Consider the following 26,144-nt stretch of genomic DNA (forward strand, 5'->3'; position numbering starts at 1 on the left):
AAGTATAGCCTCACTGGAAAAGTGAGGCTAGTATTCCCTATTTATAAATATTAGTTTAATGGATTTTCTGTTAGATATTCATTTGGTGCTTCTCTTGAAGCAATCACCACAAGTCTTCCTTGATCGAGTTCCTTCTCATATTCCGCTGCTTGGTGGTCTGATAGTCCTAGCGATGCCATCTTTGTTCTTAATTCGTCTCCTCTCTTTTTGAAAACATTGCCTAATGTATTAAGTACCCCTTGTTCTTCAATACCGACTTTTCCTGTTTCAGTTGCTTCTGTTATATCTTTTGATCTTTCTTTTCCGTGTGCAAATATATAAATTTCACTTTTTAAGTATCCTTCGTTTTGTAACTCACTAATTAGATTTGATGCTTCTAGGCCATTTTCAACTACGTTTACTTTGTACATTGAAAAATCTCCTCCTTGTATTTGAGAGGTAACTTACACCTCGAATCTAGTATTTATATATCCGCTATTTTAATCGTTAAACATTTATATTGTTAGAACAGAAGATGACAAAATTTAACATGTTTCACGTGAAACATGTCGAAATGTGAAGACTAACTAAATATTAGATTTGAAATAAATATGATAGAATCGAGGTATGCAGAAATTGAAGCGACTAGGAGATGAAGTAATGAGTATATCAATTCATTCGCTATTAAATAAAATCGAACAAGAAATAAACTATGCGAAGAAAGCAGAACAGGATAGTGTGTTAAAAAATCATATTTATTCAGTAAAAACCCTTTGTGAATTAATCTTAGCGGAAGGGCAAAGCTTATCAACTTCATATGAAATCCCGAAAAAAGTTGAAGCAGAACATTCAGTATCCCAAAGTAAACCAATGATGTCAGTAGGAAAAGCAGAGCCTTTAAAAACGGATGATGGCGCAAACGGAGAGTCAATTTTTGATTTCTAGACGGGTTTTTCTTAAAATGAAGGAGATAGTTTGAAAATATAAAGGGATGGACAAAAGAAGGAGTGTATTTTTTTGAAAGCTTTTATCATTATAGGGGCAATCAATGCGTTCTTAGCAGTTGCGCTCGGTGCCTTTGGTGCACATGGTTTGGAAGATAAATTAGAACCGAAATACTTAGATATTTGGAAGACCGGTGTTACTTATCAAATGTTCCACGCATTAGGAATACTTGCGATTGGAATACTTGCAGGGTATATTCAAGGATCATCATTAATGACTTGGTCAGGTTGGTTAATGTTTATCGGTATTATTTTATTTTCAGGTAGTTTATATGTATTAAGCGTGACGAAAATTGGTATATTAGGTGCGATTACTCCAATAGGAGGAGTAGCGTTCTTAGCTGCTTGGATTCTCGTAGTTGTTGCAGCTGTAAAACATCTATAAAATAAAATGTAATAGGGGTCCTTCAAATCGAAGGATCCCTTTTCGGTTTTGAAGGTAAGAAAGCATAAATTTTTTTAGGTTAATGTTCCTAATAAATATCTGCTTTGTCTAGCTCCAGCGCCTATCGACTAGAAAACTTCAGGACTTTTCCCTACGATAAGTCAAAGTCCTTCCAGTTTTTACGTCGATGAGCAAGGCGCTTCCGCTTTTCTTAATCATCTTGGAGAATAAGTAGATAAATTTGGTGCGGCTCCAAATGGATATTCGTACTCAATTTCTTCGCTAAATGTAATGTAATCAACATAAACCATAGGAATTAAATTACGTTCGCCAGTTTGTGGGTCACTTAAAATGACATGATCCCGACCTGCTGCTTCAATGATGCCTTTAAATATTTTCGCATTCCATTCCCGATTGTTTTCAAATGTGGCATAGAGTGTAACCAGTTTTCCTTTGTTCAGGCGTAGAATGTTTTCAATATAAGATTGTTCAGGCGGTAACATTCCGGGAACATTTGGTCCTGTTGCATTTGATCCTCCGCCTTGAGGCGGTGAAAAAGGAACGGCAGGCGGAACTTGTTGCTGCGCTCCGTATTGTGGCGGGTATCCTCCATAAAAACCTTGTGAACCTGCACCACCTTGTGGGGCTTGATACCCGTAAGGTGGATTATAATTTGATTTAGACAATCTTCTCCCTCCTTAAAATATGCTAATAAATGCTTGAAACAAGTAGCAAGAAAATAGGAAATCCTCTATTAAAGGCATAAACTGCCTATCCTTCACCTCACTTTGCCAATACTTTCATAAAGTGTATGATGAATGATTAAAGATTAGGCTTTTACATTTCATATGTATGTAAGAGGGAGGAAAGATATGCAGGGAATGTGTAGGCTTTTCTAATATTTAAAATAAAAGACCCTATAGCTTTTCGCCACAGGGTCATAAATTGAATTAATTTACATGTAGAAACTTTGCAATTTTATCATCTTCTAAAAGATTTCCGACAAAGAAGGAGCCGAATTCACCATAACGTGCACTTACTTCATCAAAGCGCATTTCATAGACAAGCTTTTTAAATTGAAGCATGTCATCTGAGAATAGAGTGACACCCCATTCGTAATCATCTAAACCAACTGATCCAGTAATAATCTGTTTTACTTTTCCTGCATATTTGCGTCCGATCATTCCGTGACTTCTCATTAATTCTCGGCGTTCATCCATAGATAACATATACCAATTATCATTTCCTTCTCTACGTTTGTCCATTGGATAGAAGCAAATATATTTAGATTTAGGGAGTATCGGATACAGTCTAGACTTTACATATGGATTTTCATAAGGGTTTTCATCAGAATTCCCGCCACCGACATAATTACTTAGCTCTACAACTGATACATATGAATATGTAGGGATTGTATATTCTGCAATTGCAAGTTTATTAAATTCATTTTCTAAGTCGTTTAGCTCTTCCATTGTTGGACGAAGCATCCATAGGATGAAATCTGCCTTTTGCCCAACAATTGTATATAATGCATGACTTCCTTCTTTTTTCTCTTGAGTTTCATTCAATTTATTAAGAAATTGGTGAAATTCTTGGATTGCTGCTTGTCTTTCATCACTAGAAAGTTCTTTCCAAGCTGTCCAGTTCATCGCTCTTAAATCATGTAAGGAATACCAACCATCTAAAGTTTGAGCTGCTTCACTCATCTAGATCACTCCTATTTTAATTTATATGTTCAGCTTCAGCGCCCCGCAAGGCACTTCCACTTTTCTTATCTCCACCATTACTATAGCATAGTTTTTCCAAATCACTTATTTTCAACCTCAATTGTTGAAAATCCGTCAAGAACGATTTACTATTTTGTGAAGTGAGACAAGGAATTTTTTTGCTTTCAAAAAATATGATACATTTGGTTATGCTAATAAAAAATGTATAGGAGGAGTTATCATGAGTGATTTGTTCACGGACTTAAAAGGAAAATTACAAGGAAAGGGTTTGTCTATCGTTTTCCCTGAAGGTATGGATGAAAGAATTCTAACTGCCGCCGGCCGATTGGCAAATGAAAAAATCATCAACCCCATTTTGCTAGGGGATGAAAATGAAATAAATGCAGAAGCGGATAAGCGAAATATTTCCCTAGATGGAGTGGAAATTCTCAATCCAAATACATATTCAGAAATGGATGAAATGGTCCGTTCCTTTGTTGAACGAAGAAAAGGGAAGGCGACAGAGGAAGACGCACGTAAAATATTATTAGATGAAAATTACTTTGGAACGATGCTTGTCTATATGAAAAAAGCAGATGGATTAGTTAGTGGTGCCGCACATTCAACTGCAGATACGGTGCGACCTGCCTTACAAATTATTAAGACGAAGGAAGGAGTTCAAAAAACTTCAGGTGTTTTCATTATGGTTCGGGATGATGAAAAATACGTTTTTGCTGATTGTGCGATTAATATAGCACCTGACAATCAAGATTTAGCTGAAATTGCTATTGAAAGTGCAAAAACGGCAAAAATGTTTAATATTGAACCAAAAGTAGCGATGCTAAGCTTCTCTACGAAAGGATCAGCTAAATCACCAGAAACAGAAAAAGTAACGGAAGCGGTACAGATTGCGAAAGAACGTGAACCAAACCTTGTGCTGGACGGAGAATTTCAATTTGATGCAGCCTTTGTTCCATCAGTAGCACAGAAAAAAGCTCCAGATTCGGTTATTAAAGGAGATGCGAATGTTTTCATCTTCCCAAGTCTTGAAGCGGGTAATATTGGTTACAAAATTGCTCAACGTTTAGGTGGATTTGAAGCAGTTGGTCCAATATTACAAGGATTAAATGCTCCGGTTAATGACCTTTCAAGAGGGTGCAATGCAGAGGATGTTTATAAGCTTGCCCTTATTACTGCTGCCCAAGTATTGTAAAATGAAGGTAGATTAAAGCATTGAATGAAGGAGAAGGAGAATGGAGCAGGCATTAACATTATTAAAACAAGATAGATGGCGGATTATTGATCAATCCAGCTTAGGTCCCCAGTTTGAGGCTTTGCAGTCATTTGCAATGGATGATACTCTCTGTACTTCCGTTGGTTCTGGATATTCAGCTCCAACAGCGAGGGCGTGGGTCCATCATCAAACAATCGTTTTAGGAATTCAAGATACGAGACTTCCTTTTTTAGAGGATGGATTAGCCTATGTAGAGGAACAAGGCTACCGTTATATTGTGCGCAATTCTGGAGGATTAGCAGTTGTTTTGGATGAAGGAGTGCTTAATCTATCCCTCATTATTCCGGATACTGAAAAGGGAATCGATATTAATAAAGGCTATGAGGCAATGTGGGCATTAATCAAGCATATGTTTTCAGACTATGATGCAAGCATTGAAGCGAGAGAAATTGTCGGTTCCTATTGTCCAGGCAGCTATGATTTAAGCATAAATGGGAAAAAATTTGCCGGTATTTCTCAACGGCGTATCCGAAAAGGAGTAGCTGTTCAAATCTATCTATGTATCACTGGAAATGGACAAGAACGGGCGAAACTAGTTCAGCAGTTTTATGAAAAAGCAAAAAAAGGGATAGAAACAAAATGGGTCTACCCTACGATTCAACCAGAAGTAATGGCATCACTATCAGAACTATTAAAAACGCAAATGACGGTACAAGATGTTATGCTCCGTTTTCTTAACACACTTAAAAATATGAGTGGTGAAATATTTGCTGAACCTTTAAGAGGGGACGAGCTTGTGTGGTATGAGGATTATTACAAGCGGATTGTCGAAAGAAATGAGAGGTTTGTTTAATATTGGATAAAAGTGTTTATTTTAAATGTGTAAATGTGCATTGTTAAAATAAAGAAAAAAATTTCTTGTGAAACTTTTAGTGAGGTTGAAAAAGTGTATCTTTTCTCGAACAAAAAATAGACTTTTTAAAACGGAAACAAAAGTTTTAGCTGAGAGGGCTTTTCAAACAAAAGCCCTGTTTGTTTTTTGAATCAAAAAATATCCCATAACGACTCTAGAAAAGGTCTGCATTGTTAAAAGTTTTTATCTCCGCTTTTTGATAAAGATAGCCACTAGAACTATAGCAATTATTATCATTAAGTACATTGGAACAAGAGATATAGTGTACAAGGATTTTTCGCTATGTTGAATTAAATTAGTATCAATTTGAAGATACAACCAATGGAAACTTACAGGGTTTTTGGCTTCCAATGAAACATCAGAAAGGAAAATTGTATTTTTAGTTATTCTCCAAATCAAATATACGATGCTTGCAATCAGCAAAAACATAGACGCTAAAACTTTTTTCATATCGTTCCTCCATTAGATAAGTCTAAGCCTAATGGACTCTCCCACCATCTGTAGTAGGGACATATTTCCCCGTATATTTAGTAGGAACTCCGTCCAAATAATCATCGGCTTTTCCAGATGTATATGTCCGTATTCTAACTTTTTTTCCTGCTGACACTGTATCTAGTATATATTCAGCTAGTTGTTTATCGCTATATTTTTTTCCTTCTCCGTATGTGCCATCTTTTCTCCCAGAGTAATTATTCAATATATCCATTTTTACATCCAGGCTTTTAATAGATGCTCCAGGCTTATAACCTTCATGTGCATAGCCAGCTTCATAAGCAAAATCTCTGTCAATATGCACTGTCATCAAGGCCGACCAAAAGGCGTGTCTATAGGCATCTCCGTTTCCTTGCCAAAGAGTGTAATCCTTATAACGATATTTAGCACTGTCTAATGCCTGTTCAGCTAGTTTTTTAGCTTTACTTGCTTTAATTGGATGTTTAGCGAACAAAGCAATTTCAGTAGCTTTATAGCCAAAGGCTCCGAAATCATAAAATTTATCAAGACCTAGAGGCTGGATTTCTTTGCTTTTACTTTCACTTTCAATTAGCATGTCTTCATCTTTCTCAGTTTGTAATTGAGGAGTGATATTTTCTTTGACTTTTTGTTCAAATTCTTCTTCGGTAATAATTTCATCCTCAAGTTCACGAAGATATTTCTGTAATTCCCCTCGAATTTTTAAATAAAATTCAGATGTTTCTCCTTTATCTTCATCATTTTCAGAAACATCAGTATTAGCAAAGCTTTGAGTGGAAAAACTTAAACTAATAACAAGGATTAAAGTAAATATCGCAAAAATAGAGTTTTTAAAAGAACTTTTCAATTCGTTTCCCCCCATTTAATACATCTAGTTATTTTTTGTATAAGATGCTAATTAACTTTCACTTACTATAATTCTTTAATTTTGTGGCCTGTTTCCCCTTTTATTACAAATTTAATGATAAAATGGAATATTTATGTTATTTCATTCAAGACACCCCCTTATGAATCAACGTAATGGTAATAACATATTCAAATTTCACTATCTAAAATTTAGTGTAAAGATCCTGTATCATCCCCGTTTTTTTTAATTGAAATGGATAAAACATTCTGCTGAAATGAATTATGATTAGTAGAATCATTTTTATTACCTATAAAAATAACTCCTGTGACCAATACACATAAAACAATGAGTCTATTAAACTTTTTCATTATTTCCCCCCTAACTCTTCCATATAAAAATACCATTTTAAAAATACTCACTTAATTCCTATTTAAGTCAATTGAGATATAAAACCCCACATTTATGGATAATAAATAAGGTTTTTTATGATAAAATATAAATATAGTGATATTTTGTGATTCTTACGTATTAGGAGGAAGGATAGTGGAGAAGACATTACGATTGCTTGGTGAAAAAATAAAATTTTTAAGAAAAGAGCAAAATCTCACACAAGCAATTTTAAGTAACGGCATTTGCACACAATCATATTTAAGTAATATAGAAAAAGGACAAACTTCTCCTTCCGCATATGTCCTTGATGAACTTGCTAGGAGATTAGGTGTAGACTTATCTTTTTTATTGAAAACTGACGAAAAAGAACTGTACATACAAGAAATGTTAGAACAAGTTCGTGAGGCCGTAGCTAGACGAGAGTATAAATTGATAGAGGAAATTCTTGAAAATGAAAAAACAAATTTCTTTAAAAATAAACCGTTAACTCAATTTTACTATTGGCATAAGGGTATCGTAGTCTTTTACAACGAAGGAAATATAAGTGATTCAATAAAAAATATTGATTACGCAATTGAGTTGGAGGACGACTCTGAATTTTTTAGTCGAACAAAGTTAGAAATTATGATTAGTAAGGCTAATATATTGATGGATAGTAAAATGTACAGTAAGGCGGAAATAATATATCAAAATATCTATGAAAAGTTAACGAATTATCACGAAAGGGGCATGGAAAAACTGTATATTAGAACTTGTTATAATTATTCTAGGATTCTTCGGTTAACTCAAAACTACGAAAAAGCTATTAAAATTTGCGAACGGGGAATTAGCGCATGTTTTAAATTTGATTTAATGTATGCACTTGGAGATCTTTACTTTCAAAAAGGATTAGTTCTTAGGTTGAAGGGACGGATAATATTAGCAAGAAAAGCATATAATAAAGCGTTACTTGTGTTTAAATTATATAAAAGGGAAGACTATATTGAATTAGTTCGAAAAGAATTAGATAAGTTAGAAAATCACTAAGGGAATTGATCGAAAATTTAAATAGGTCTTGTATGATATGAATTCTCGACTTCACTAAATAATTGCTAAATAAAGCAAATTAAAATTATTAGCAATTGACACACAATTTAAATGATGGTAATCTAACAAAGTATTACCAAATAAATTCGAAAGCAAGGGAGGAATTGTGATGATGATATATATGGATTTACTCAACAAAGAATTAACTAATTTCATACATGACGCAACCTGCCCGCTGCATAGGATTTATTGAACGGGACGTTTATTATTTTTGATAGTAATAAGCACAGGAGGCGTATCGTTTTCTGTGCTTTTTTGTTGTCTTTCTACAGTGTTTTTACGTGCTGTAGTATATAGTGGGCAGCTGCTTAGTGCAGCTGCCTATTTTTATTTCGAACAAATGGGATGGTGATGGGATGTTTCGTGTTTTATGGAAGCTTCGCTGGTTCTTCAAAGAACAGTGGAAGCGGTATGTAATTGCAGTACTTTTATTAATTATCGTTGGAATATTAGATGTAATCCCACCGAAGCTAGTTGGGATGGCGATTGATAATATCCATCTAGGAAATTTAACTTGGAGCGGGATCCTTCGTTATTTATTTTATTTATTCCTGATTACCGTCGTGTCTTACGGTATTACTTATGTGTGGATGTACCAGTTGTTTGGCGGGGCATACCTGGTAGAAAGAAAATTGCGTTCACGTTTAATGGGCCATTTTTTTAAGATGACTCCCGCTTTTTATGAAAGAAATCGAACTGGTGATTTAATGGCTCGTGCAACGAACGATTTGAAGGCTGTTTCAATTACGGCTGGATTCGGCATTTTAACATTAACCGATTCCACTGTCTTTATGCTTACGATATTGTTTACGATGAGTGTATTAATTAGCTGGAAACTCACACTTGCAGCCATTTTGCCGCTACCAATAATGGCTGTGTTAATGACCATTTACGGAAAGAAAATTCATGAACGCTTTATCGAAGCACAAGATTCATTCGGTGATTTAAATGATAAAGTATTAGAATCGGTAGCCGGTGTAAGGGTGATTCGTGCTTACGTTCAAGAACGGGCTGATGAAAACCAATTCCACAAAATGACCGAAGATGTGTATTCAAAAAATATGAAAGTAGCAAAAATAGATTCGTTATTTGATCCAACGATTAAAGTGTTAACTGGAATGAGTTATTTAATTGGTTTAGGTTATGGAGCTTATCTTGTGTTTCACCAAGCAATTACACTTGGGGACCTTGTGTCTTTTAATGTCTATTTAGGAATGCTCATTTGGCCAATGTTTGCAATCGGCGAATTGATGAACTTAATGCAAAGGGGGAGTGCTTCTTTAGATCGGGTGGAGGAAACATTAAGTGCAAAAGAAGATGTGACAAATCCTGAAAATCCAATTAAGGTGGATCGACCGAACTCGATTGAATTTAACCATTATGAGTTCCAATATCCAACCTCTACAGTGAAAAATTTAAAAAACATTCATTTGGATCTAAGTCGTGGAAAGACCCTTGGTATAGTTGGGAAAACGGGAAGTGGAAAAACGACGCTTATTAAGCAGCTTCTTAGAGAATACAAAGAAGGGGATGGCAAGTTTTCCTTTTCAGGAGTTGAAATTAGCCAACAAACAAAGGAACAAGTACGCGATTGGATCGGCTATGTCCCGCAAGATCATGTTCTTTTCTCACGTGTTAAGAAATATTACATTTGTCGCGTTCATTTGGTACTTCGGAGGAGGTTCCATTGGGGTTGGTTCATTTGTTACACTTGGTGTTCTATATGCTTTCGTTGATTATATTAATCGTTTGTTCCAGCCGGTTACAGGAGTTGTGAACCAATTGGCGAAATTGGAGCAAGCATTGGTCGCTGGTGAACGGGTTTTTGAATTGCTTGATGAAAAGGGAAAAGCGGTAAATAATCAAAGAATTCCGCGCTATCAAGGGAATGTGACTTTTGATCATGTGCATTTTGGCTACAAAGAAAATAATGATGTATTAAAAGATATTACCTTCGATGCGAAATGCGGTGAAACCGTTGCATTAGTTGGGCATACTGGCTCAGGTAAAAGCTCAATTATGAACCTATTATTCCGATTTTACGATTGTACAAGAGGGGAAATAAGGATTGATGGTGTCAATATTAAAGATATGTCTACTCAAAGTTTAAGAGAGCATATGGCCATCGTTCTACAGGATCCGTATTTGTTTACTGGAACGATTGCTTCGAATGTCAGTCTTGGTGATCCACACATATCACGTGAAGTAGTAGAAAAGGCGCTGAAGGATGTTGGGGCGGATAAAGTGTTGAAAAACTTGGAAAATGGAATCGATGAACCCGTTGTTGAAAAGGGAAGCACCCTTTCATCCGGGCAAAGACAGTTGATCTCATTTGCACGCGCACTCGCCTTTAATCCAGCGATTCTCATATTGGATGAAGCGACTTCTAATATTGATACGGAAACGGAGGCGATTATTCAAAAGGCAATGGAAGTGTTGAAAAAAGGCAGAACGACCTTCATTATTGCCCATCGTTTATCTACAATCCGCAATGCAGACCAAATTCTTGTTTTAGATAAAGGAGAAATAGTGGAAAAAGGCAATCATGACGAATTAATGGAGTTAAAAGGAAAATACTTTCAAATGTATCAACTTCAACAAATGAAAAAGGTTGGTTAACCGATAATATATAAAAAGCACAACTTCTCATAAGGAAAAGTTGTGCTTTTCTATTTGTCATGGCTATTGCTTTCAGTGGTTTATCTACCCGAATCTAATGGATGCGGGAAGATCCCGACAGCCCACATTGTATGAAGTACTCTAATCCCGATGATGCGGGAAGATCGCGGCAGCTAGCATTGCATGAAGTACCCGAATCCCAGGGATACGGGAAGATCGCATCAGCCAGCTTTGCATGAAGTACCCGATTCCAAAAGATACGGGAAGTTCACAGCAGCCCACATGGGTTCATCTACCCGAATCCCAAAAAATCTGTTAAAAAACGGGTACTGCTTCCGGATCTTGTTTGTTTTTCTATATCATTCCGCCAGTTTCTCCAGGTTTCCGTTTCTGTCCATTTTAAACGTTGAAGTGGAAGGTTCGTCTTCTTCGAATAGGACAAGTTTTCTCGCTCTGTTCATGATTTTCATCATCGTTTCATAATCTTCTTGCATTGTAACAGAGTTCTTTTCTAAATCACGAATTCGTTTTTGAAGTTCTTCGTTTTGTTGCTTTAATTCTGAGTTTTCGCGTTTTAATCTTGCATTCTCACTTTTTAAAATGGTTGATTGGAACTGGGTGCTATTTAGGTACTGTAAATAACTAATTACTTTTTGAAGATTTAATTCACCATTGTTGTTACTAATCGGCGCGGAATTCGTTGCACTTGGTGTTTTAACAGCATCCATCTCTTCAGCAAATTCTTGATTAATAGTTTCTAAAGGTGTACCTTCCACTTCCTCAAAGGATGGCGTAGGTGGTTGATAGAGTAGTTTTTTCTTACCACCCTGATCTTTCCCAAGTAAACGCTGTCTTTGTTTACGTTGTTTTTTTGCAAGTTGCAAAGCTTGTTCATAATCATGTCGAACAACGGCATTCCAACGAAAACCACATGCTGCAGATGTTCGATTTAATTTGTCTCCCACTTCTTCAAATGCGTTTAACTGGGTACTTCCTTCACGTACATGTCGCAAAACAGTTTCTGCTAATTGTAAATCATTTTCTTCTGTCCAAGCATCTTGGCGCTCTTTCATACTTCTCAACTCCCATATTCATAATTAACTTTCCCCAATATTCAAAGGATGGACAAAACGGACCTCTTTTATACCAATATTGTAAAAAATATAATAGTTTCTCAAATTAGCATGTTGGGTTTGTAAAATAAGAGCAATATTCAACGTCTTTCATATTCAAAAAAAGAACGCTATAATATAAAAAAGATAGTCTGGGAAGAGGGTTAGACATGGAATATTCTAAACAGAAGTTAAGCGAGGAAAAGGTTTTTAAAGATCCTGTTCACCGCTACGTCCATGTAAGAGATAGGGTCATATGGGATTTAGTAGCTACAAAAGAATTTCAACGTCTGCGTCGAATTCGTCAGCTCGGAACCACTTATTTTACATTTCACGGTGCAGAACATAGTCGGTTTAATCATTCCCTAGGTGTTTACGAAATTATTAGAAGAATTATTGATGATGTTTTTGATGGAAGAAAAGATTGGAATCGAGAGGATCGTCTTCTTACCTTATGTGCGGCTCTTTTACATGATTTAGGACATGGTCCATTTTCACATTCCTTTGAAAAGGTTTTTCAACTTGATCATGAGGAATTTACACAGAAAATTATTGTTGGAAATACTGAAGTGAACAAAGTATTGGCTAAAGTTGGTCCTGATTTTCCGAAGAAAGTAGCGGAAGTCATTGCTAAAACTTATGAAAATAAATTGATCGTTAGTTTAATATCGAGTCAACTTGATGCCGATCGAATGGATTACCTGCTTAGGGATGCCTATTTTACAGGAGTTAGTTATGGCCATTTTGATATAGAAAGGCTATTGCGAGTAATGCGACCGCGTGAAGAACAGGTAGTGTTTAAATATAGCGGAATGCATGCGGTCGAAGATTATATTATGAGTCGCTATCAAATGTACTGGCAAATTTATTTTCATCCAGTCACCCGCAGTGCAGAAGTAATCTTAACGAAAATCTTGCATCGGGCAAAGCAGTTACATGATGAATATTACTCCTTTAAACAGCATCCGGTTCATTTTTATTCCCTTTTTGAGGATGAAATGACATTAGAAGACTATTTAAAATTAGATGAAAATGTCATATTATATTATTTTCAAATGTGGCAGGACGAAGATGATTCGATTTTAAGTGATTTGTGTACAAGATTTGTGAATAGAAACTTATTTAAATATGTTGACTTTGATCCAGCAAAGCAATTCAAAGTACATAGTAAATTAGAAAATCTTTTTAAAGAAGCAGGAATAGATCCTAACTATTATTTAGTGGTTGATTCTTCATCTGACCTTCCATATGATTTTTATCGTCCAGGTGAAGAAGAGGAAAGACTTCCTATTCATTTATTAAAGTCAAATGGTGAATTACGAGAATTATCGAGGGCATCCGATATTGTCGATGCAATTTCAGGAAAACGCAGAACGGATCATAAATTATATTATCCAGCTGACTTTATTCATGATGACACGATGAATAGCGAAACAAAGCAGAAGATTCGCTCCATACTAGAGAGTATATAGATGAATCACGATTGATAAGTTTTTAGTTTTTATTAAGCGGGAGATGAGTTTCTTTGTTAAATGATCATGTTAGATTGATGGGGGCACTTGCAGCTTCAGGAGAGATTATTGGACGAAAGAAGTTACAAAAGATGATCTATATATCGAAAAAGTTAGATTTTCCTTTTCAAGAAAGATTTCAATTTCACTTTTATGGTCCTTATTCAGAGGAGTTAACTCTTCGGGTAGAGGAACTTACTAATTTAGGTTTTATTGAAGAAGTGAAAGAAAAAAAAGGTGGATACTTTCAATATCGCTATACAATCACTGATAGTGGTAAAGAGTTTTTAAGTATGTATGAAACGAAGGTTCCACATTTAGATGAATGTTTAGTCAATATGAACGAACAAAACTCTCGTTTTCTAGAGTTGGTATCTACGGTTCTTTATTTTGATAATCTTCCTCAGCAAGAGGTCATCGAAAAAATCCAAACTGTTAAGGCAAAACAGAATTATAGTGCAGCTGAAATTGATGAAGCTTATAAATATATTGAGTCATTGAAAAAAATAGCTAAGCCACAGGAATAGGCTTAGCTGTTTGTTTTAATTAAAAAGTAAGGAATTAATAGAATGAAGGATCAATTCGATAGGGCAGGCGTCCCGCCACCTATGGTACCTGAAGAGACGGAAGCGATCCGATAGAGCAGGAACACCACCGCCAATGGTACTGCAAGAGGCAAAAGCGAACCGATAGAGCAGGAGCACGAACGCTAATGGTACTGGAAGAGGCAAAAGCGAACCGATAGAGCAGGAGCACGAACGTCAATGGTACCTGAAGAGACGGAAGCGAACCGATAGAGCAGGAGCACGAACGCTAATGGTACTGGAAGAGTCAAAAGCGAACCGATAGAGCAGGAGCACGAACGTCAATGGTACCTGAAGAGACGGAAGCGATCCGATAGAGCAAGAGCACGAACGTCAATGGTACTGCAAGAGTCAAAAGCGAACCGATAGAGCAGGAGCACCACCGCCAATGGTACCGCAAGAAACAAAAGAGACCCGATTGAACAGGAAACTACCAATTTTTAAGGCCTTTTAGTGATTTTATATATAATGCTCCATATTAATCCAAGAAGAACCGGGCATGCCCGGTTCTTTTTACTTATCACTTAATCTTTTTCCGCCTACTGCATAATGATTTTTTGACATTTCTTCAATAAAAACGACGATATTTTCCTTTGGTGCACCAGCAGTTTCACTAACAGCTTCTGTTACCTTTTCTACTAAAGCCTTTTTTTGTTCCTCTGTACGACCTTCTAACATTTTTACTGTAATGTATGGCATTCAATTGACATCTCCTTTTACGAAAAATAGTATATACAATTCAAAGTGTATTGCTTTATGAAAGGGCATGCAAGGGGATATTAATAAAAAGAGCTTCACTACAAGGAATTTATCATTGGATTGTTGTATACTAATAGTTAGAATGAATAGAATGATTGAAAAAGGGGTTTGCATGTGGATCAATTGATTAATTTTTTGTCTGGTATTTTGAAATATCCAATTGAACAACTTCCGTTTGTAGTTATTACATTATTAATTGCTTTTACCGTGCATGAATTTGCCCATGCGTATACGGCATATAAATTTGGCGATCCAACAGCTAAGGATCAAGGTCGTTTAACATTAAATCCGATTCAACATCTTGATCCATTTGGGACGATTCTTATTTTAATTGCTGGTTTTGGTTGGGCACGACCTGTACCCGTCAATCGGCGCCATTTTAAAAACCCGAGAGCTGCAGGAATTTTAGTTTCGATTATGGGTCCGTTAAGTAATTTATTATTGGCATTTATCGGATATGGGGTTTTCTATTTTTTAATTTCTTCAGGTTCATGGACGAATGCATCAAGCTTCATCATGGATTTTTTAAATATTTTTGTCCAACTAAACATGATGTTATTTGTCTTCAATTTAATTCCACTTCCGCCGCTAGACGGGTATAGAATTGTGGAGGACTTAGTGAGCCCTACCGTACGGGCAAAAATGACTCAATTTGAACAATACAGTATTTTAGTATTTCTAATTATTATTGTAACACCATTAGATGAATACACCATTTTTCCGCTGATGCAAAAAGTTAGTAACTTTTTTCTATCTAGCTTTCAAACAATTTTTTCAATGTTTATGTAGTCAGGAGGTTTCGTAATGGAAGGGAAGAAAAAGCTAGAATTCAATATTATTAAAAACGATCCTACCGATGGGCATCGAGGATTCGGAATCGGATCATTAAGTTTAGAGAATGTATCACCGGTATTTGTAGATGTAAATGAAGGAGAAGCCTTTGTTGATATTGGTGCTATGCATGCACGAAGTTCTGTTGAGAAAAGGGTGAAATTTTTACCTAATCGTGAGGATGTTCCAGAAGGGGCTAAGCCTTATTGGTTAGTTTGGGTGACGATCGACAGAAAAGAGGAAGGACCATATTTTGCGGGTGTGACAGCTTGTGAAATGACTGTTAATAAAGAAGCAAGACGTGGGTATAAATCATTGCCAGAGCACGTAAATCGTTTAGATAAATCATTAAAGCGCCATATTATTGTTGACCATATGGATGCAAAATCTAAAAAAATATTGGCAGACTTCTTGAAAAGTCACGATGAAAAAATGTGGGAGCTGTCTAGTGAAGAGTTAAAAAAAGGCTTGGCAGCGGAATAAAGTAAATGTGAATAAATCGTGACATTTGTTTGAATTTATTTGCAGCTACTTGCTGATTCCATGGAAAATAAGTAAACTAGAATTGATGGTTTGCATATACAAACTAGGACACGAAAAAACTCGGGGACGCACACCCCGAGTTTTTTCAACGTTTGGGAAACTATAAAATAATCGATTGTGAATAACTTTCCTACTGGTGAAGTCTACGTCCAGCTCCAGCGCCTAGCCCCTCGAGGTCAAATAACCTTTCACCAATGAAGTCAAAAAGCAGACTTCATTGGTGAAAGGTTATTTGCTTGTCGGGGCTGACCAAGGCGCTTCCGCATTTGATCTTTAAAACCATTTAAATAACCTTTTAAGCCAATTTTTGTTCTCTTTTTCATGTCTTTTATCGTGCTTCCAAAGATTTTCTTCATTAATGTGTTTATCACAATAATCAGTAGGCTCTGTTCCCTCGATGAAATATGTTAATCGAGAAACTGGACAGTCATCGGTTGCAATTTTTCCACTTTCCGGGTCGATTGGTACAGCAATTACACCTTTTGGTTGTTTAAATGTTTTGATTGGCTGATCTTCAAGGGACTTTTCCATAAAGCGCACCCAGATGTTTTTGGCATATAGTTTATCTGCATTTAGTGTAATCTGGTTCCCCTGATCATATCCCGTCCATATTCCCGCAGTAAGCTGTGGAGTGAATCCAATCATCCAGCTGTCCGTATCGGTTGACCCGGATTTACCTGCATATTGTCTTGTTATTTGACTAGCAATCGTTGACCCTGTGACACTCGAATACCCATTTAACTTTTTATCAAACATTCCTGTCATCATTTGATCCATTATAAAGGCAAGTTTTGAATCAAGTACTTGCTTCTTAGGAGGTTCATACTGATATATAACCTTCCCTTGATAATCCTCTACCCTCGTAATAAAGACTGGCTCCACTTGTTTACCGCCATTTGCTAAAAGGCTATAGGCATTGACCATATCAATGACACGGACACCGGATGTTCCTAAAGCTAAAGAAGGAACTTTAGACATTTTTGTCTCGATTCCAAATTGTTTGGCTGTTTGTACTAAAACGTCTTCCCCTAAAAATAAATGTGTTTTCACTGCAAATACATTATCAGAAAGTGCGAGTGCTTGTGCCATAGTAATTTCATCATTCGCGTATTTACTATTAAAATTATGTGGAGTATAATCCTTCCTACCATCATCAAAACGGAAAGTAGTCGGTTCGCTTTTCATCATTGTTGTTGGCGTAAATCCTTTTTCTAAAGCTGCATAGTATAGTAATGGTTTAATGGTGGAGCCTGGTTGGCGAATAGCTTGTACAGCCCGATTAAACTGACTAGCCTCGTATTTCCTCCCACCAACTAATGCAGATACAAAGCCTGTATTAGGGTCCATAGCTGTAAATCCTACTTGGATTTTAGAATCCTCGGAAATGGTTTCGTCAATCACCTTTTCGGCAATTTCTTGTTGTTCGGTATTCAATGTTGTGTACACACGAAGACCGCCTAAATCAATGGTTCGATCGTCAAGCCCAATTTTAGTTTTTAAAAGATGTTTCACCGTATCTTGAAAATAAGGGGCAACCTGTGTTTGCGAATAGGAATGTTCACCGATAATTTTGAGCTTCTTGCTTGCTGCCTTATCAGCTTCTTTTTGTGTTATATAGCCATTTTGAACCATTGATTGTAGAATAATCTTTTGTCTTAATTTTGCTCGATCAAAATGACCAATAGGTGAATAAATATTTGGCCCTTTTGGTATTCCTGCTAACATGGCCGACTCTGCTAGACTGAGATCTTTCGCTTTTTTTCCGAAATAAAATTGGCTGGCGGCTTCGATTCCATATGCTTTATTACCATAATTTATTGTGTTTAAATAGCCCTCTAAAATCTCTTTTTTATCATAATTCATCTCTAGTCGAAGCGTATAAAAGGCTTCAGAAATTTTCCGCTTCCATGTTTTATCAAGCGTTAAAAAAAGGTTTCTTGCATATTGTTGCGAAATCGTACTAGCACCTTGCACCTTTTCCATCGCTTTTATATCTGCTAGAACAGCACCTACAATTCGTTTGTAATCAAACCCGTGGTGTGAGTAGAAGTTTTGATCCTCAATGGATATTGTCGCATGGATCAAGTCTCCTGCTACATCGTCTAAATCAACCCAATATCTTTTATCTCCGTTACTACTTTCTCCGATAAGAGTACCATCATTTGAATAATATAGAGTAGATTGCGGGACAGAAAGAGGGGGAGGACCTAATATTTTTGCATATATTAAAATTCCAGCTATAGAAATAATCGTTATAGTAAGAACAATAAGTAAGGCAAATAATGATAACCATAAAAAACGTTTTGATTTTTTAATTTTTGGATTTGTCATTGTTTCCATGACGCTCACCTCAAGCTTCTAAAAATGCCTATTGTATCAGTATGAAAAAACAGACCCTATTTTAAACATGCAAAAAATAATTTTTTAGTAGAAATATTTTTAATATATGAGTGAAAATTTTTCTTGCAATTTTGCCAGAATTCACTATACTTTTTCTCATGTTTGTATTTAGTGTCTTAGGGAAAAATGAGTTAGAAGTACGTAATTCATGGACGCTAATATTTATAATAGGAAGGAAGATGGAAATGGGTGGATTATGGTTTACTGAAAAACAAACTGATCATTTCGGAATTACAATGGAGATCAAACAAACTTTACATACAGAACAAACGGAATTTCAAAAGCTAGATATGGTAGAGACAGCTGAATGGGGCAATATGCTTCTTTTGGATGATATGGTGATGACTTCGCAAAAAGATGAGTTCGTCTACCATGAAATGGTGGCACATGTTCCATTGTTTACTCATCCAAATCCAGAAAACGTTCTTGTTGTAGGCGGCGGTGACGGAGGAGTTATACGTGAAATATTAAAACATCCAAGCGTAAAAAAAGCGACACTTGTAGATATTGATGGCAAGGTGATTGAGTATTCCAAGAAATTTTTGCCCGAAATCGCAGGTGAACTAGAAAATCCTCGTGTTGATGTTCAAGTCGATGATGGTTTCATGCATATTGCAAAAAGTGAAAATCAATATGACGTAATTATGGTTGATTCAACAGAACCAGTTGGACCAGCAGTTAATTTGTTTACAAAGGGCTTCTATGCAGGAATTTCCAAAGCATTAAAAGAAGACGGTATTTTCGTTGCACAAACGGACAATCCTTGGTTCAAAGCTGACTTAATTCGTGAAGTACAAAAGGATGTAAAAGAAATTTTCCCAATCACTCGTCTATATATCGCGAATGTTCCAACCTATCCAAGTGGGATGTGGACATTTACAGTAGGATCAAAAAAATATGATCCACTTGAAGTAAGTGAAGACCGCTTCCATGATATTGAAACTAAATACTATACGAAAGAACTTCATAAAGCAGCATTTGTACTGCCTAAGTTTGTTAAAGATTTAACTGAATAAGGAAGAGGAGGTACACATATGCGATTTGATGAAGCTTACTCCGGAAATGTTTTTATTAAAAGCCATCCGAACTATGAGGAAAGCCAAGCGGTTATCTACGGAATGCCAATGGATTGGACAGTTAGCTACCGACCAGGCTCACGCTTCGGTCCGGGGCGGATAAGAGAAGTCTCAATTGGCTTAGAAGAGTATAGTCCATATTTGGACCGAGAATTAGAAGAGGTGAAATACTTCGATGCAGGTGATATTCCATTGCCTTTCGGAAACCCGCAGCGCAGTATTGATCTTATCGAGGAATATATTGATGGGCTATTAAAGGATAATAAATTTCCATTAGGAATGGGTGGGGAACATCTTGTTTCATGGCCAGTTATGAAGGCGATGTACAAAAAGTATCCGGATCTTGCGATTATTCATATGGATGCACACACAGATTTGCGTTCCGAATATGAAGGAGAGCCACTTTCCCATTCCACACCGATCAGAAAAGTGGCTGAATTAATTGGTCCTGGAAATGTATATTCTTTCGGCATTCGTTCCGGAATGAAAGAGGAGTTCGAATGGGCAAAAGAAAATGGAATGTATATTTCAAAGTTCGAAGTACTTGAGCCATTGAAGGAAGTGCTTCCGAAGCTTGCTGGTCGTCCAGTTTACGTAACAATTGACATTGATGTTCTAGACCCTGCACATGCACCCGGAACAGGAACAGTTGATTGTGGCGGGATTACTTCAAAAGAATTACTAGCATCAATCCATGAAATCGCACGTTCACAAGTGAATGTTGTTGGCGGAGATTTAGTAGAAGTAGCCCCTATCTATGATTCATCAGAACAAACGGCAAATACAGCAAGTAAGTTGATTCGTGAAATGATACTTGGTTGGGTGAAATAGGATATAAAGGTATTTTAGTTAATTTAAATCTAAGAAAAAGCTAAGACTCATATAATTGGGTTTTAGCTTTTTGTGTTTATATTATTAAAATTGTCTGATAAAATAGGAATTGTAAATATAATGTAAAATAATCTTTCTAAAGTAGTGCTTTGAAATCTGGGACCAAAATTAATTAGGAGTTGTTGGAGAAATAAATAGTACAAATGAAATTAAAAGGGAAATAACTAATTGGATAAATCAGTATTTCTACCAAAAAGATATGAATGAAGTAGCTAGTCAATATGTTGAATACCATGCTAAAGGTCATTTTCCGTTTGGTAATTTAACGTTCATTCATCATGACATGTTTAGTGGCAGTTGCAAGGAGATTACTACAATTGCAGCTGCAGTAGAGTTATTGGTTCTATCATATGATATTTTTGATGATCTAGAAGATAAAGATAATGATGAACCACCATGGATGAAAGATGATGAAAAGGCATTGAATATTGCAACAGGATTTATTTTCGCTGCGCTGTCGGGAATTCAATCTATAAAAGTATGCAAAAGAGACGAAATAATAAAAAAATACTGCAAACATGCTTTGATTGCAATTAACGGGCAGCATGTGGATTTGACTAATAATGTAGATAATGAATCTAACTATATAGAGATTATGAAACAAAAGTCGGGTACTTTAACTGCGTTAGCATGTATTCTTGGCGTTTTAGCAGCTGGTCAGGACAAGGATATCAGTTTAATTGAAGATTACGCAACAAATATCGGAATAGCTGCGCAAATACGCAATGATTTAAAAGATGTATTACGATTGGATCGGAAAAGTGATCTAATAAATCGAAAGAAAACTTTAGCCACATTATATTTGTTAGAACATCCAGATCCAATGTTTAACTTTATTCGAGAGTATTATCAAGGCATTTTATCTAAACAAGAACTTTTATCGAACAGAAAATTCATAGAAAGTACGTTAAAAGAGTCAGGGGTAATCTTATATTCGAATGCAATGATAAAGATGTATCAAAACCAAGCAATAGAGGCAGTGAACCAAATAAAGGCAGAGGAAAAATTCAAAATTCTTTTATCATCATACATATAGAAAAAGGAGATATGTCGAAATGAAAGAAATAATATATAACCTAATCATGAATCCAGAAATGAAGGATCAATTGAAGAAAGGAAATCTTTGTTTGCTAACGAATAATGAAAATGAGAGAAAAGTGGTATTAGCAACTTTGGTTGGGGATGAAGTTGTTAACCCACTCGAATACTGGAAATGATATTGTTGAAAAATTATAAAAAGGGAATTTTACCACTCATTGTAATGTTAGTTGGAGTGTTTCTTGCACTTCATATGATAAATGTAACTATTAAAAATCCTTTTGTAGGGATTGATGTAGTAAAAAAAGGAGAGCAGCTTATAGTAAAAAAAGTATCATCGGCAGGTTGGGGAAAAGAAAATTCCATTCATAAGGGAGATATTGTGCTTTCTATTAATGATAAGGACCCTAATCAACATTTTACTGTCGATCAATATGACACGATTGAACAAGCCGATTCCATTCAATTATTGAAGGATAATGAAATCAAGCATTACACGATTAAATATAGTGGATTTGATCATTATTACGTGTATCATTTAGTTTTTCCGGTTATCTTTTATTTATCATGTATTTCAATTTCGTTATTTTTAATGATAAGAAAGGAATACGGTAGTTCTGTTACTATTTTAATATATTTATTAAACGTTTTTGGTATTACGTTGATAAGTACAGGTGCTTCTTCAAGGAAAGATGTTATAGGAGATACTGTTACTACTTTTTCAGTAGTTTTTACCCTTATTTTACTAATGCATTTCTTGAAAAAATACTTTTCTAAATGGAATTTATCTTTTATAAAAATGAATTATATTAATTACATGTATGGCATTGGTTTATTGATATTTATTTTCACTGAGGTATTAAAAAGTGTAAAATCAATTAATTTATTACCCCCAGATTTAATCTTTTTTTCAATTACTTTTATTGGTATAAATGTTCTTATCACTAAACTGTATTTGAATAATCGTGCAACAGAGCATAAACAAATCATTCAAATACTAGTGACCGGATTATACGCTTCATTCGTTCCTTTTATAATTTTATTTGCGATTCCAACTCTTTTATTCAATCAACCAATTATGCGTGCTGAAATGACAACTGTGTTTTTTATTCTACTACCTCTTAGTTTATTGTATTTGGTTGTCTCCGAAGAATTTATCGATATGGAATTCGTGATTAGAAAATTATATTATTGCTTGCTGATAAGTTTTGTTGCAACAGCGTTTATTATTATAGGCTTTTTACTTTTTACTCAATCGAATATTCTTGATAATCACATTGAAATAATGAGATTAAGTTTAATTATATTTGGTGCATTTACTTGTGTTCTTTATTTTAAGGATAAGATCGACTTTCTATTAAGAAAAAGGTTATATCCAAAGGAAAAGGATTTTCAAGTAAGTTTAAACCGATTTTTGCATACGATGAAGAACGAGACAAAACTTGAAAAACTTACTGCGGGACTACAAAAAGAAATAGAAGTTAACTTGCCCGTTTCAGAAGCAACACTTGTACAAGTACAGGAGGATAATAGGCTTTTTTCGTATCTTGAAAAAAAGGAAATCATTCACCATGCGATTGAAACGATGATTCAGGATAAAGGTCAAATAGGAATGATTCATAAAAACTCTACAGGATTTTCAGTGCCTTTGTCAGAAAAAAATGGGCGTTTTTTAGTATTAATAGCAGAATGGAGAAAACCAAGAAAAAAATTAACTACCACAGAACAGATCTGGTTAGAAACGATTATTAATTATACTCAAATTATGATAGAAAATCTTTATAAAATCGAAGAAATAATGGGAAAACTAAGCGGTCTTAAAAAGAATCAATCGATTCCTGTATATATATCAAAATTATTGCTTTCCATTTCTGAAAAAGAACGCAAGAACTTGGCTATAGATTTACACGATACCATTTTACAGGATCAGTTAAGCCTTGCGCGAAAAATAGATGATGAAATGACAAAAATAAATGACGTATCTTTTATTAATCTATTAAACGATACGAGGGAGTCAATACTAGATCAAGCCCATGTTTTAAGAGAAGTGACAACTGAACTACATCCTTCTTTTTTGCATGAATTAGGCTTGCGCGAATCTCTGCTTTCCCTTTTTGAAAAGATAAATTTAAATGCAAATTTCCTTTTTTACAGCGAATTAGGTGAAGATGTAACTGTGGCTAAAAAGTCTCATGAATTGGCTTTATATCGAATTATTCAAGAGCTACTAAATAATGCTATGAAGCATTCAAAAGCAACAGAAGTACATCTGAATTTGTTTAGGAAGGATGATCTTCTTTATTTACAATACGTTGATGATGGTGTTGGGTGTGATTGGAATAATCTAGAACAACCATTTAGTACAAGAGGAATATCGGGGATTAAAGAAAGAGTCAGAGGAATAGACGGCTCATTAAAAATCAACTCAGAAGTAGGGAAGGGATTTCAAGCTGAAATAGTTTTACAGTTGAAACAGTATTCTTTGGTAAACTAGGTTTCTTCATTTGGACATTCAAATTTAGGAAAATGAAAAGGAGTGATTAGATGATATCCGTATTAATTATTGACGATCATGAGGTAGTTGGTCACGGAGTAAAATCCTTAATTGAGAAAGATACAGAAATTAGTGTGGACATCCTATCATTCAATAACGATCTGACTAAGACTCTATCTGAACGAAAACATGATGTTTATTTAGTAGATTTACAAATGCCCGATACTAATGGTATAGAAATAACGACAAGTATTTTGCATAAATATCCTGAGGCTAATGTAATAATCTATACCGGCTATGACATAAAGCCTCTTTTTAATAAGCTTGTTGATTGTGGTGTGTCGGGAATGGTGAGTAAATCTGCAACTAATAGAACCTTAGTAAATGCGATAAAATCAGTTGTTCAAGGCGATGTCGTCATCCCACTAGAATTATTTCAACAGTTACGTATGCAAAATGGAAGAAATTTGAGTGGAGAATATAGAAGTGTATTAACTGATAAAGAACGGGATATTTTGTTAGAAGTAGAAAAGGGGAAAACGAATAGGGAGATTTCCGAAAGCCTCTTTACAAGCCAAAGAACTGTGGAATATAGTTTATCGACTATCTTTCGCAAACTAGACGCCCGTTCACGTATAGAGGCAGTAAAAAGGGCGAAAGAATGTGGAATATTATAGAGAAAAACAGGATATAACAACACCGCAAAAAAATTGCGTGAATTAACAAAAAAATTTCGGTGTAGGGTTGTCTAATTCTGTTTTATTATTGAATTATCATAGGGACTTATGAAAAACATTGATAAAAGGGGAGGAAATGAGCTATGAAGAAACTAATAGTTTCGGGACTTGTCATTTTAGGAGTCCTTGTAAGTGGGTTTGGTTTTCATTACGCTAATGCTGCCGGGAATGTTGGAGACACCAGCTTCACATTTGTGTTTGGAGAGTCAGAGCACACTGCATCAAGAGAAAAGCTTGACAGTACTTCTGCCTATATAAGAGCTTCTAGCATAGGTGGGGGCTCATATATCACTTCTTGGGTAGCTCTAAATAATGGTACTGATATTTCAAGAGGTAACCATTATCAGGTACCAAAAAATAAAGATGTATTCATGAAAAATTGGGCATACGAAGAATATGGAAAACATGTCTTGATTCGTTTAGAGGGTAGGAAAATTGCTGGTACTAGCACTTTTGCAGCCTCTGGTGTATGGAGTCCAGATAGTGTCGGTGGACCTTAAACCACCAATCTATGAAATCATTTAAATTTAATAAGGATTAAATGGCTGAGTAAAAATCTGAAAAGTTTTATGATTCCTAGTAATCAGCCTGACCCAGATAAAGAGAAGAAACTTCTTCTCTTTATCTTTTTCTAAGAAAATGTGGTATTGGTATTTCAATCTTCTATAGTGAATGGAAAAGGAAGGGTGGGAAATTTGTGAAGGGGAAACAATTAGGGGTTTCGGCCATTGTTGCTTTCGTCATAGTAGCTTTTGTATTGTATCAACTCGATTTTTTTGACCGTTTTAAAAAATCAACTACTACTGAAGAGGAGCTTACAAGGGACGTCATAAAAAACAACATAGAAGCGAATTCTGAATCTCCAGATAAGGAAAAAATAGTGTTGAAAATGCTTGACTCTATTGATTACTTCAAGGATTTACAAGGAGAAGTAGAAGAATACGACAAAAAATATGACCAAAAAACAACCTATAAATTTGCAGTAGATGTGGTGAATAAAAGGGGTATTGCAACAACATTTACTAATAATACACCAGAAGATACAATTGTTATTTTACGAAAAGAAGATAAAAAGATAATGTATGATGAAAAAAAACATACGTATAAAACATATAAATTATTGGAAGACACAAAAAATGAGGAAATAAGTAAACAGAGCGCAACTGAAAGATTGATTTCTGATAATCGGATGGATGACGATTTCGGCCGGGTTGCTCGTAATGTTGTTCATTCAGAACTATCACTTTTATTAAAAGACTTCGATAGCTGGAATTATAGTGAAGCAACCTTCTCTGGGATTCCTAGTTATAAGTTGACAGGTGTAATAGATGAGAAAGTATCAAATAGTTTAGCTGGAAAGTTCGAAATGATTGTTACAAAAAATTCAGGACTTGTATTGGATTTTAAAAGCTATGATGAAAACAATACAGTCAAATATTATATAAAAACTAGAAACATTAAAATTGATAGAGGGTTAGACAAAAATATCTTTTATAAAGAAGTTTCTAAATATAAGAAAGAGAAATAGTTTTTA

Annotated in this window: 27 protein-coding genes and 1 pseudogene; 19 read left to right on the forward strand and 9 right to left on the reverse strand. The window is 35.3% G+C overall.

Going from position 1 to position 26,144, the window contains the following annotated elements:
* Positions 1 to 50 precede the first annotated feature (50 nt).
* The gene (locus MKY81_RS05610) at positions 51 to 410 is read right to left on the reverse strand and encodes a general stress protein (RefSeq protein WP_066235225.1); all 360 of its coding nucleotides are present in this window, start codon (positions 408 to 410) and stop codon (positions 51 to 53) included.
* A gap of 229 nt (positions 411 to 639) precedes the next feature.
* Between MKY81_RS05610 and MKY81_RS05615 the strand changes: the two genes are divergently transcribed.
* Together MKY81_RS05615 and MKY81_RS05620 are read left to right on the forward strand one after the other, a co-directional pair.
* Positions 640 to 924 (forward strand): YwdI family protein, encoded by a 285-nt coding sequence (locus MKY81_RS05615; protein ID WP_066235223.1) that lies wholly within the window; start codon positions 640 to 642, stop codon positions 922 to 924.
* 72 nt (positions 925 to 996) lie between these two features.
* Complete coding sequence (locus tag MKY81_RS05620) at positions 997 to 1,368, forward strand: DUF423 domain-containing protein (RefSeq protein WP_108072133.1); 372 nt, start codon at positions 997 to 999, stop codon at positions 1,366 to 1,368.
* Between the two features lie 215 nt (positions 1,369 to 1,583).
* On the opposite strand, the gene gerQ is transcribed toward MKY81_RS05620, so the two are convergent.
* A complete protein-coding gene (gene gerQ / locus MKY81_RS05625) occupies positions 1,584 to 2,054 on the reverse strand; it encodes a spore coat protein GerQ (RefSeq protein WP_341117075.1) in 471 nt (156 codons plus the stop codon).
* 264 nt (positions 2,055 to 2,318) lie between these two features.
* On the reverse strand, positions 2,319 to 3,074 hold the full coding sequence (hemQ, locus tag MKY81_RS05630) for a hydrogen peroxide-dependent heme synthase (protein ID WP_066235218.1): 756 nt from the start codon (positions 3,072 to 3,074) through the stop codon (positions 2,319 to 2,321).
* A 241-nt stretch (positions 3,075 to 3,315) separates the two neighbouring features.
* Between hemQ and pta the strand changes: the two genes are divergently transcribed.
* Complete coding sequence (pta, locus tag MKY81_RS05635; RefSeq protein ID WP_066235216.1) at positions 3,316 to 4,287, forward strand: phosphate acetyltransferase; 972 nt, start codon at positions 3,316 to 3,318, stop codon at positions 4,285 to 4,287.
* Between the two features lie 40 nt (positions 4,288 to 4,327).
* Complete coding sequence (locus MKY81_RS05640) at positions 4,328 to 5,161, forward strand: lipoate--protein ligase family protein (protein ID WP_341117079.1); 834 nt, start codon at positions 4,328 to 4,330, stop codon at positions 5,159 to 5,161.
* 243 nt (positions 5,162 to 5,404) lie between these two features.
* On the opposite strand, the gene MKY81_RS05645 is transcribed toward MKY81_RS05640, so the two are convergent.
* The 3 genes from MKY81_RS05645 to MKY81_RS05655 all read right to left on the reverse strand — a co-directional run bounded on the left by MKY81_RS05645 (position 5,405) and on the right by MKY81_RS05655 (position 6,907).
* A complete protein-coding gene (locus MKY81_RS05645; protein ID WP_108072137.1) occupies positions 5,405 to 5,671 on the reverse strand; it encodes a hypothetical protein in 267 nt (88 codons plus the stop codon).
* Positions 5,672 to 5,699: 28 nt separating this feature from the next.
* Positions 5,700 to 6,539 (reverse strand): DUF6973 domain-containing protein, encoded by an 840-nt coding sequence (locus tag MKY81_RS05650; protein WP_341117081.1) that lies wholly within the window; start codon positions 6,537 to 6,539, stop codon positions 5,700 to 5,702.
* A 209-nt stretch (positions 6,540 to 6,748) separates the two neighbouring features.
* A complete protein-coding gene (locus MKY81_RS05655) occupies positions 6,749 to 6,907 on the reverse strand; it encodes a hypothetical protein (protein ID WP_181294658.1) in 159 nt (52 codons plus the stop codon).
* Between the two features lie 175 nt (positions 6,908 to 7,082).
* Here MKY81_RS05655 and MKY81_RS05660 point away from each other — a divergent pair, with 175 nt between their 5' ends.
* The 3 genes and pseudogenes from MKY81_RS05660 (at position 7,083) to MKY81_RS05670 (ending at position 10,634) form a co-directional block, all read left to right on the forward strand.
* Positions 7,083 to 7,955 (forward strand): helix-turn-helix domain-containing protein, encoded by an 873-nt coding sequence (locus MKY81_RS05660; RefSeq protein ID WP_142406523.1) that lies wholly within the window; start codon positions 7,083 to 7,085, stop codon positions 7,953 to 7,955.
* 416 nt (positions 7,956 to 8,371) lie between these two features.
* Positions 8,372 to 9,649 (forward strand): annotated as a pseudogene (locus MKY81_RS05665) (ABC transporter transmembrane domain-containing protein); the annotation flags it as partial.
* Positions 9,633 to 10,634, forward strand: a complete 1,002-nt coding sequence (locus tag MKY81_RS05670) for an ABC transporter ATP-binding protein (protein ID WP_445663937.1) — start codon at positions 9,633 to 9,635, stop codon at positions 10,632 to 10,634. The pseudogene MKY81_RS05665 and the gene MKY81_RS05670, both read left to right, overlap by 17 nt.
* Positions 10,635 to 10,993: 359 nt before the next feature.
* On the opposite strand, the gene MKY81_RS05675 is transcribed toward MKY81_RS05670, so the two are convergent.
* Complete coding sequence (locus tag MKY81_RS05675; protein WP_107920456.1) at positions 10,994 to 11,707, reverse strand: RsfA family transcriptional regulator; 714 nt, start codon at positions 11,705 to 11,707, stop codon at positions 10,994 to 10,996.
* Between the two features lie 209 nt (positions 11,708 to 11,916).
* On the opposite strand from MKY81_RS05675, the gene MKY81_RS05680 reads away from it, so the two are divergent.
* Positions 11,917 to 13,218, forward strand: coding sequence for an HD domain-containing protein (locus MKY81_RS05680; RefSeq protein WP_108072147.1), 1,302 nt, complete (start codon positions 11,917 to 11,919; stop codon positions 13,216 to 13,218).
* Positions 13,219 to 13,271: 53 nt separating this feature from the next.
* Complete coding sequence (locus MKY81_RS05685; RefSeq protein ID WP_325948955.1) at positions 13,272 to 13,784, forward strand: YwgA family protein; 513 nt, start codon at positions 13,272 to 13,274, stop codon at positions 13,782 to 13,784.
* Between the two features lie 570 nt (positions 13,785 to 14,354).
* Here MKY81_RS05685 and MKY81_RS05690 read toward each other — a convergent pair.
* Complete coding sequence (locus MKY81_RS05690) at positions 14,355 to 14,540, reverse strand: 2-hydroxymuconate tautomerase (RefSeq protein WP_107920458.1); 186 nt, start codon at positions 14,538 to 14,540, stop codon at positions 14,355 to 14,357.
* 195 nt (positions 14,541 to 14,735) lie between these two features.
* On the opposite strand from MKY81_RS05690, the gene MKY81_RS05695 reads away from it, so the two are divergent.
* Both MKY81_RS05695 and MKY81_RS05700 read left to right on the forward strand, forming a co-directional pair.
* A complete protein-coding gene (locus MKY81_RS05695; protein WP_373454633.1) occupies positions 14,736 to 15,389 on the forward strand; it encodes a site-2 protease family protein in 654 nt (217 codons plus the stop codon).
* A gap of 15 nt (positions 15,390 to 15,404) precedes the next feature.
* Positions 15,405 to 15,914 (forward strand): YwhD family protein, encoded by a 510-nt coding sequence (locus MKY81_RS05700; protein WP_066235197.1) that lies wholly within the window; start codon positions 15,405 to 15,407, stop codon positions 15,912 to 15,914.
* Positions 15,915 to 16,247: 333 nt separating this feature from the next.
* Here the strand turns inward: MKY81_RS05700 and MKY81_RS05705 are convergent, their stop codons facing one another.
* A complete protein-coding gene (locus MKY81_RS05705) occupies positions 16,248 to 18,314 on the reverse strand; it encodes a transglycosylase domain-containing protein (protein ID WP_341117084.1) in 2,067 nt (688 codons plus the stop codon).
* A 245-nt stretch (positions 18,315 to 18,559) separates the two neighbouring features.
* On the opposite strand from MKY81_RS05705, the gene speE reads away from it, so the two are divergent.
* The 8 genes from speE (at position 18,560) to MKY81_RS05745 (ending at position 26,138) form a co-directional block, all read left to right on the forward strand.
* Positions 18,560 to 19,390: a spermidine synthase gene (speE, locus tag MKY81_RS05710; protein WP_162492897.1), complete on the forward strand. Its 831-nt coding sequence runs from the start codon at positions 18,560 to 18,562 to the stop codon at positions 19,388 to 19,390.
* Positions 19,391 to 19,408: 18 nt separating this feature from the next.
* Complete coding sequence (gene speB, locus MKY81_RS05715; protein ID WP_066235191.1) at positions 19,409 to 20,281, forward strand: agmatinase; 873 nt, start codon at positions 19,409 to 19,411, stop codon at positions 20,279 to 20,281.
* 259 nt (positions 20,282 to 20,540) lie between these two features.
* On the forward strand, positions 20,541 to 21,377 hold the full coding sequence (locus tag MKY81_RS05720; protein ID WP_084347853.1) for a polyprenyl synthetase family protein: 837 nt from the start codon (positions 20,541 to 20,543) through the stop codon (positions 21,375 to 21,377).
* A gap of 19 nt (positions 21,378 to 21,396) precedes the next feature.
* Entirely contained in the window at positions 21,397 to 21,558 is a 162-nt protein-coding gene (gene comX, locus MKY81_RS05725) for a competence pheromone ComX (protein WP_115943906.1), read from the forward strand.
* Complete coding sequence (locus MKY81_RS05730; RefSeq protein WP_066235187.1) at positions 21,555 to 23,873, forward strand: sensor histidine kinase; 2,319 nt, start codon at positions 21,555 to 21,557, stop codon at positions 23,871 to 23,873. The genes comX and MKY81_RS05730 overlap by 4 nt, the downstream gene beginning before the upstream one ends.
* A gap of 50 nt (positions 23,874 to 23,923) precedes the next feature.
* Positions 23,924 to 24,550 carry a response regulator gene (locus tag MKY81_RS05735; RefSeq protein WP_066235185.1) on the forward strand — a complete coding sequence of 209 codons (627 nt, stop codon included), beginning with the start codon at positions 23,924 to 23,926 and terminating at the stop codon, positions 24,548 to 24,550.
* A 143-nt stretch (positions 24,551 to 24,693) separates the two neighbouring features.
* Positions 24,694 to 25,110: a hypothetical protein gene (locus MKY81_RS05740; protein ID WP_066235183.1), complete on the forward strand. Its 417-nt coding sequence runs from the start codon at positions 24,694 to 24,696 to the stop codon at positions 25,108 to 25,110.
* A gap of 197 nt (positions 25,111 to 25,307) precedes the next feature.
* Complete coding sequence (locus tag MKY81_RS05745) at positions 25,308 to 26,138, forward strand: hypothetical protein (RefSeq protein WP_066235181.1); 831 nt, start codon at positions 25,308 to 25,310, stop codon at positions 26,136 to 26,138.
* The last annotated feature ends 6 nt before the right edge of the window (positions 26,139 to 26,144 follow it).

Origin of the sequence: Heyndrickxia sp. FSL W8-0423 (assembly GCF_038009395.1) — a bacterium.
GTDB classification, from domain to species: domain Bacteria; phylum Bacillota; class Bacilli; order Bacillales; family Bacillaceae_C; genus Heyndrickxia; species Heyndrickxia sporothermodurans.

Bases quoted from the DNA above. Each gene is read 5' to 3' on its own strand.
- MKY81_RS05675 (WP_107920456.1), bottom strand. From the start codon at position 11,707: ATGAAAGAGCGCCAAGATGCTTGGACAGAAGAAAATGATTTACAATTA.
- MKY81_RS05720 (WP_084347853.1), top strand. From the start codon at position 20,541: ATGAATGAAGTAGCTAGTCAATATGTTGAATACCATGCTAAAGGTCAT.
- MKY81_RS05645 (WP_108072137.1), bottom strand. From the start codon at position 5,671: ATGAAAAAAGTTTTAGCGTCTATGTTTTTGCTGATTGCAAGCATCGTA.
- MKY81_RS05680 (WP_108072147.1), top strand. From the start codon at position 11,917: ATGGAATATTCTAAACAGAAGTTAAGCGAGGAAAAGGTTTTTAAAGAT.
- hemQ (WP_066235218.1), bottom strand. From the start codon at position 3,074: ATGAGTGAAGCAGCTCAAACTTTAGATGGTTGGTATTCCTTACATGAT.
- MKY81_RS05740 (WP_066235183.1), top strand. From the start codon at position 24,694: ATGAAGAAACTAATAGTTTCGGGACTTGTCATTTTAGGAGTCCTTGTA.
- MKY81_RS05705 (WP_341117084.1), bottom strand. From the start codon at position 18,314: ATGGAAACAATGACAAATCCAAAAATTAAAAAATCAAAACGTTTTTTA.
- comX (WP_115943906.1), top strand. From the start codon at position 21,397: ATGAAAGAAATAATATATAACCTAATCATGAATCCAGAAATGAAGGAT.
- speB (WP_066235191.1), top strand. From the start codon at position 19,409: ATGCGATTTGATGAAGCTTACTCCGGAAATGTTTTTATTAAAAGCCAT.
- speE (WP_162492897.1), top strand. From the start codon at position 18,560: ATGGGTGGATTATGGTTTACTGAAAAACAAACTGATCATTTCGGAATT.
- MKY81_RS05730 (WP_066235187.1), top strand. From the start codon at position 21,555: ATGATATTGTTGAAAAATTATAAAAAGGGAATTTTACCACTCATTGTA.
- MKY81_RS05700 (WP_066235197.1), top strand. From the start codon at position 15,405: ATGGAAGGGAAGAAAAAGCTAGAATTCAATATTATTAAAAACGATCCT.
- MKY81_RS05735 (WP_066235185.1), top strand. From the start codon at position 23,924: ATGATATCCGTATTAATTATTGACGATCATGAGGTAGTTGGTCACGGA.
- pta (WP_066235216.1), top strand. From the start codon at position 3,316: ATGAGTGATTTGTTCACGGACTTAAAAGGAAAATTACAAGGAAAGGGT.
- MKY81_RS05670 (WP_445663937.1), top strand. From the start codon at position 9,633: ATGTTCTTTTCTCACGTGTTAAGAAATATTACATTTGTCGCGTTCATT.
- MKY81_RS05655 (WP_181294658.1), bottom strand. From the start codon at position 6,907: ATGAAAAAGTTTAATAGACTCATTGTTTTATGTGTATTGGTCACAGGA.
- MKY81_RS05640 (WP_341117079.1), top strand. From the start codon at position 4,328: ATGGAGCAGGCATTAACATTATTAAAACAAGATAGATGGCGGATTATT.
- MKY81_RS05615 (WP_066235223.1), top strand. From the start codon at position 640: ATGAGTATATCAATTCATTCGCTATTAAATAAAATCGAACAAGAAATA.
- MKY81_RS05690 (WP_107920458.1), bottom strand. From the start codon at position 14,540: ATGCCATACATTACAGTAAAAATGTTAGAAGGTCGTACAGAGGAACAA.
- MKY81_RS05610 (WP_066235225.1), bottom strand. From the start codon at position 410: ATGTACAAAGTAAACGTAGTTGAAAATGGCCTAGAAGCATCAAATCTA.